Source organism: Terriglobales bacterium (assembly GCA_035624475.1).
GTDB lineage: Bacteria > Acidobacteriota > Terriglobia > Terriglobales > Acidobacteriaceae > DASPRL01.
Map to the genome: position 1 here is coordinate 1 of DASPRL010000123.1, position 5,068 is coordinate 5,068.

Consider the following 5,068-nt stretch of genomic DNA (forward strand, 5'->3'; position numbering starts at 1 on the left):
GGGTGAGGCCGTGGTGGCGCGCCAGTTCCTCCAGGATGGCGCGGGTGACCTCGAACTGGCGCTCGGCGGGCTGGTAAGGGTCCGTGGCGGTGCCGATGGCGATCTCCTCGCCCGGCTTGACCCGGCGCAATTCGCGGCGCAGCAGCCAGCCGGCGTTCTGCTTGACGAAGATCTGGCGCTCGAAGGCGGCGGGGTCGCGCAGTTCCATGAATTCGTGGGTGTAGCGGGCGTAGCAGTACTGGCAGGCGAACTCGCAGCCGCGGTAGGGATTGATGGTCCAGGGGAAAGGGACGCGGGCGGAGTCGCAGCGGTTGAGCAGGCTGCGCACGGGCAGGGAGAGGTACTCGACCTGGCGGAGATGCTCGAGGGACTGGCCCTGGGCGGCGAGGCGGGCGATGCCCACCAGGCGGCTGGGGGAGGGCTCGAAGAGGGAGAGGGCGGAGGAGGGCATAGCTCCTGCTTTCGCTTTTTGTTCGCCTATAATAGTTTCGCGGCGGCGCCTCTGTCAAGTGCTGGAGAGCAAAGGCCGGGAGGGTAATGACTTCGCGCCGCCGCTACTTCCCGTATTGCGCGCGCATTTTGGCCAACGACTTGGCGAGCAGCGTCTTCAGGACCTTGGGATCGACGTCGGAAAGCCTAGCAATGTGGAGACAACTCCCACTGAGCGCGTGCTTGCCCAGTTTTTGCAGGAGGGCCTTCTCGGCCGAAGCCATGTTGTAGACGACGCTCGCAGTCTTGCGCGGCGAGAAGCACAGCAGCGGCATGTCGCCTTCGCGGCCGCTGGCGTAGCGGTAGTGGCAGCTGCCGAAGCCGACGATGGATGGCCCCCACATCCTGGGCCTCTGGCGCGACACGGATCGCATGAGCTTGACCAGCGCCTTGGCGTCGGCACGGCGAGCTTGGGGCAGCGAATCGAGGAAGCGGTCCACGCTGGCTTGGGTGGCCTGGGTCTTGTTTTCCGACATGCTCTCTCCCGTTGTGGATGCGGAAGGGTAACAGATGGCGGCAACGCGGAATAGGGGGATTTGGAAGCAGTTGGCCTCGGGATCGTTCGCGCGAGGGGCTGCGCCCGCTCCGGGCAGCTTCACCTCTTCGTGCTAGACTCGCTCGCCATGAAAACCAGGTGGCGCAGAAGGACGTGGATGCTGGCCGGGCTGGCCGTGTGGCTGGGATGCTGCGGGTGCCGGTCGCAGCCCAAAGCCCTCCCGGTGCGCACCCGGGTGAGCGTCGGCAAGGTCCTGGCCAATGAGATCCCCATCCGCTTCTACGCCAACGGACGCGAGATCAAAGAGGTCCATGCCGACGAGACCCCAGGTGCCGAGGCCTGGACCTTCGAGGCCGATGGCAGCGCGCAGGGCACCACCTACACCCAGCCCTCGGTGGTGGCCCAGGTCTTGACCCCGTGCGGCTGGCGGGAGGTCGCCCTGCAGCCGGCTACGATCATGGTGCGGGAGTACTCCCCCACCGTTCCCGAGGAGCACGCGGAGTATTACTACCCATCGTCCTACACGGAGCAGGTGTTCTGGTTCTGGGTGGACAATCGCGACGGCGACGAAGGCGAGGTGCGCCTGGGGCAGGCGGCCTACCGTCTGCCCGCCCACAAGGCGACGCAGATCATGTCCTACCTGCCGGTCTGCCCGGAAGGCGGCGTGGTGCGATTCGACGGCCAGGAGATCGGGAGCGTCTCGAGGGAGCAACTTGCCTCCCGCGGGCTGGCGCAGCCCACGCTGTTCATCGATCCCACCGGCAAGCACTGCTACAACCACCGCAACGTCCATTACCAGGCCGAGGAGATGGGCCCTTTCACCCAGGCCAAGCCCACGCGGCTCTCGGGCCAGCACCTCTACGTGTTGCCCGACCGCGTGACCTACATGCTGGAGGCGGCGCCATCCCAAGAGATGAGCACCTCCGGCGAGTTGACCAAGGATGTGGCGGAACTGACGGACACACGCTGCCGCTAGGCCCGCGCGGCTTCAGAACTTCTCGATGCGGATGTCGCCGTCGCCCGAGGCGCGGGCCGACATCACGGAGAGCACGAAGAGAAAGAGCAGAGACGGAGCCCGACCGCGGCCGGAGCCGCGACTTCTCTCGGCATCCAGGGTTCCCAGGTGTAGGAGGAGGTGAGGTTGGGTGATGCGCCACCTGGCTCTCTGCCTGACACTCGCGGTTCTGCTGGCCGTGCCCGCACTGGCCCAACAGGGCTCCACCGCAGGCCCCGGGACCCGAGGGCAGGCCGGCGACCCAAGCCACCCTTCCGTCACTCCGGCAAGGCTCCTCTCCTCGCTGCCACGGGCTCGCGTTCGGAGTTCCGGTCCGTACATCCCGGAGAGCCTGTATGTCCCCCTCATCTGGGATTCCTACGTCTGCGGAACCTGGTCAAGAGAGCCTTCTCAGGGCGCCCAGGGGAGTCCGCTGGAAGTAGTGCAACCCCAGCCAAGGATCGAAGAAGACCCCGGCGAACGCGTGCCAGCCCTGCCCCGCATAGGTGAAGGGTGACGAGGCCACCACCTGTCATGGCCGGCGGCCGCCACTCGTTGTGCGGGCCGCCCCCCGGGGAGCGGGTGACCGGAGCGAGGTGACGGTTATCACTGCCGGCGGCGAGCCGCGGTTGCTAAGGTAGGTCCATCAGAAGGTCGGGGGTGCTGGAGGATTCGATGACCCTGGAGCAGATGCGAACGGACCGGTCCTCGCCCGCGCTCAGGTTCCTGGTACGTCTGCTGAGGCTGGTGGCGGCCTCCGTCCTGTGGTTATTCCTTCTCCTGGCCACGGTGCTGGCGGTGTTCGTGCATCTGGCCGCCGCCGCACTGTCGAGGGCGACGAGCGCGGTGCTCTCGCTGTTTCTCGACGCCGAGGCGGCGGGCCACACGGACATGGCCTCGGCCTTCCGCGAACTCGCAGGCCGCGCGAAGAAGATCGAGGCGCCGGCCGCCGGCCCGCAGCGGGTGGCGGAGATCGCGGAAGGGCGATGGGCGGAGCGCAAGCAGACGGCGGCCTAGCTGCGCCTGAGGATCGCGCGGTTGGGGCGCGGCGAGCGCGGCGCTTGCTCCGCGGACCTACTGGCCGGGATTGGCCGCCCCCGCCGGCTTCTCGAAGAGCTTGGGATCGATGGCGGGGTTGACCTGGATCTCCTTGACCTCGATGCTGCGCACCACCTGGCCGTTCTGGCTGACGCTGACTTTGAAGGGGAAGGTGACGCCGTCCACCGTCTTCCAATCGGAGTAGTCGGCCACCTCCTCGGTGGGGCCGGCCATGCCCACGGTGTGGTAGACGGAGCGCAGGACGTGGCCGGTGGCCGGGTCGACGTACCAGCGGAAGGCATTGCCGCCGGTATCGACGTTGAGGACGGCGGCCTGGATGTCGCCGACCTTCTCTGAGCCCGCCGCCGCGAAGACGAAGCCAGGATCGGCGGCGTGCTGGGCCACGAAGAGGGCGTCGCGGTGGAGGCCCTTCATCTGCTCCGCCTGGCGGGCCGGGGGAATGTCCTGGGTCTGTCCTCCCATGCTGACGAAGGCGGCCGCCGGCGAGATGACCACGGTCTGCTCACCGCCCGGGGTCTGGAGCTTCACCACAGTGCGGTCGGGATACTGGGTCTGGTTCTCGGCCGCCAGCGTGAATTCGCCCTGCGGCGTCTTCAGAGTCAGGCTGGAGGCCACGCGCACGCTCTTGACCGCCTGCACCTTGGCCTCGCCGCCCAGGGCCTCGATCACCTTGGCGAGGAGCGCCTTGCCCTCGGGATTGGAGGCGGCGGGGGCGGCCTCGGCGGGCTGGGCGCCGGGCGCGTTCTCGGGGATGGTGATATCGAGCGTGGTCACCTTGCCGAAGGTGGAGAGCGGCTTGTCGAAGTCCGCCTGCTTGCCCACCACCAGCAGCGCCATCTGCTCGGGGTGGATGTACTTCTTGGCCACGCGCTCGACGTCGGCGCGCGTGACCTTCTCGATGCCGGCGCGGTAGCGCTCCAGGGTGTCGGCGGGATAGCCGTAAAACTCGTAGTTCATGCGCTCGCGCAGGATCTTGTCCGGGGAATCGAGGTTGAAGACGAAGGTGTTGAGCAGCGCGTCCTTGCCGTACTGCAACTCGGAGTCGGAGGGCGGGTCGGTCTTCATCTTGTTCAGCTCGTCGATCAGCCCCTGGGCGGCCTCGGCGGTGGTCTGGCTCTTGGTGCCGATGCCCACCGCGAAGACGCCGGGATGGTCGTAGGCTGCGGTCAGGCCGCCGCCCACGGAGTAAGCCAGGCCGCGCTTGGAGCGCAGGTCGTTGAAGAGGCGGGAGGCGAAGCCGAAGCCCAGGATCTGGTTCATGACCTCGACCGCGTAGTAGTCGGGGTTGTCGCGGCGGATACCCAGCGAGACCATGCGGATCTCGCTCTGGTTGACGTCTTCCTTGTTGGCGAAGTAGACGCCGGGTTGGGTGGGCGGAAAGTCGATCTTGGCTTCCCCCGCCGCCGGGCCCTTGGGCCAGGAGTCGAAGGCCTGGCGCAGTTTGGCCTCCATCTGCTGAGCGTCGAAGTCGCCCACGATGCCCAGGATGATGTTATTGGGCTGGACGTACTTCTGCTGCCAGTCGAGGAGGTCCTGGCGGGTGACGGCGGCCACGGTGAAGTACTCGGGCACGCGGGCGTAGGGGTTGTCGGCGCCGTAGGCCAGCTTGACGGCCTCGCGGGCGACGATCTGGTTGATGTTGTCGTTGCGGCGGGAGATGGCGGTGGCGGCCTGCTGCTTGGCCAGGTCGATCTTGTCCTGGCGGAACTCGGGGTTGCGGAGCAGGTCGACGACCACGGCGAAGACGCCGTCGAAGTCGCCCTTCAGGCAGGACCAGGTGAGCTCGGTGGAATCGACGTCGCCGCCCGACTCCACGCGGGCGCCGCGGTCGGAGAGGTAGGTGTCGAGTTCGTCGCCGGTCTTCGACTTGGTGCCGCCGGTGCGCCAGGAGGCGCTGTAGATGCCGACCATCCCGGTCTTGGCTGCGGGCACGTCGCGTCCGCCGCCGCGGATGACCAGGGTGCCGTCGATCAGGGGCAGCTCGTGGTCCTCCTGCAGGAAGATGACCATGCCGTTGGACAACTGCACGC

Annotated in this window: 5 protein-coding genes; 2 read left to right on the forward strand and 3 right to left on the reverse strand. The window is 67.4% G+C overall.

The window, feature by feature from the left end; genetic code table 11:
• Together VEG08_05405 and VEG08_05410 are read right to left on the reverse strand one after the other, a co-directional pair.
• Positions 1–451, reverse strand: a 451-nt coding sequence (locus VEG08_05405; GenBank protein HXZ27421.1) for a radical SAM protein, incomplete at its 3' end; no start/stop codon positions are given.
• Positions 452–554: 103 nt separating this feature from the next.
• On the reverse strand, positions 555–965 hold the full coding sequence (locus VEG08_05410; GenBank protein ID HXZ27422.1) for a DUF1801 domain-containing protein: 411 nt from the start codon (positions 963–965) through the stop codon (positions 555–557).
• 177 nt (positions 966–1,142) lie between these two features.
• On the opposite strand from VEG08_05410, the gene VEG08_05415 reads away from it, so the two are divergent.
• Positions 1,143–1,961, forward strand: a complete 819-nt coding sequence (locus tag VEG08_05415) for a hypothetical protein (protein HXZ27423.1) — start codon at positions 1,143–1,145, stop codon at positions 1,959–1,961.
• Between the two features lie 678 nt (positions 1,962–2,639).
• On the forward strand, positions 2,640–2,996 hold the full coding sequence (locus VEG08_05420; protein ID HXZ27424.1) for a hypothetical protein: 357 nt from the start codon (positions 2,640–2,642) through the stop codon (positions 2,994–2,996).
• 57 nt (positions 2,997–3,053) lie between these two features.
• On the opposite strand, the gene VEG08_05425 is transcribed toward VEG08_05420, so the two are convergent.
• Positions 3,054–5,068: pitrilysin family protein (locus VEG08_05425; protein HXZ27425.1), on the reverse strand; the 2,015-nt coding region annotated here is incomplete at its 5' end.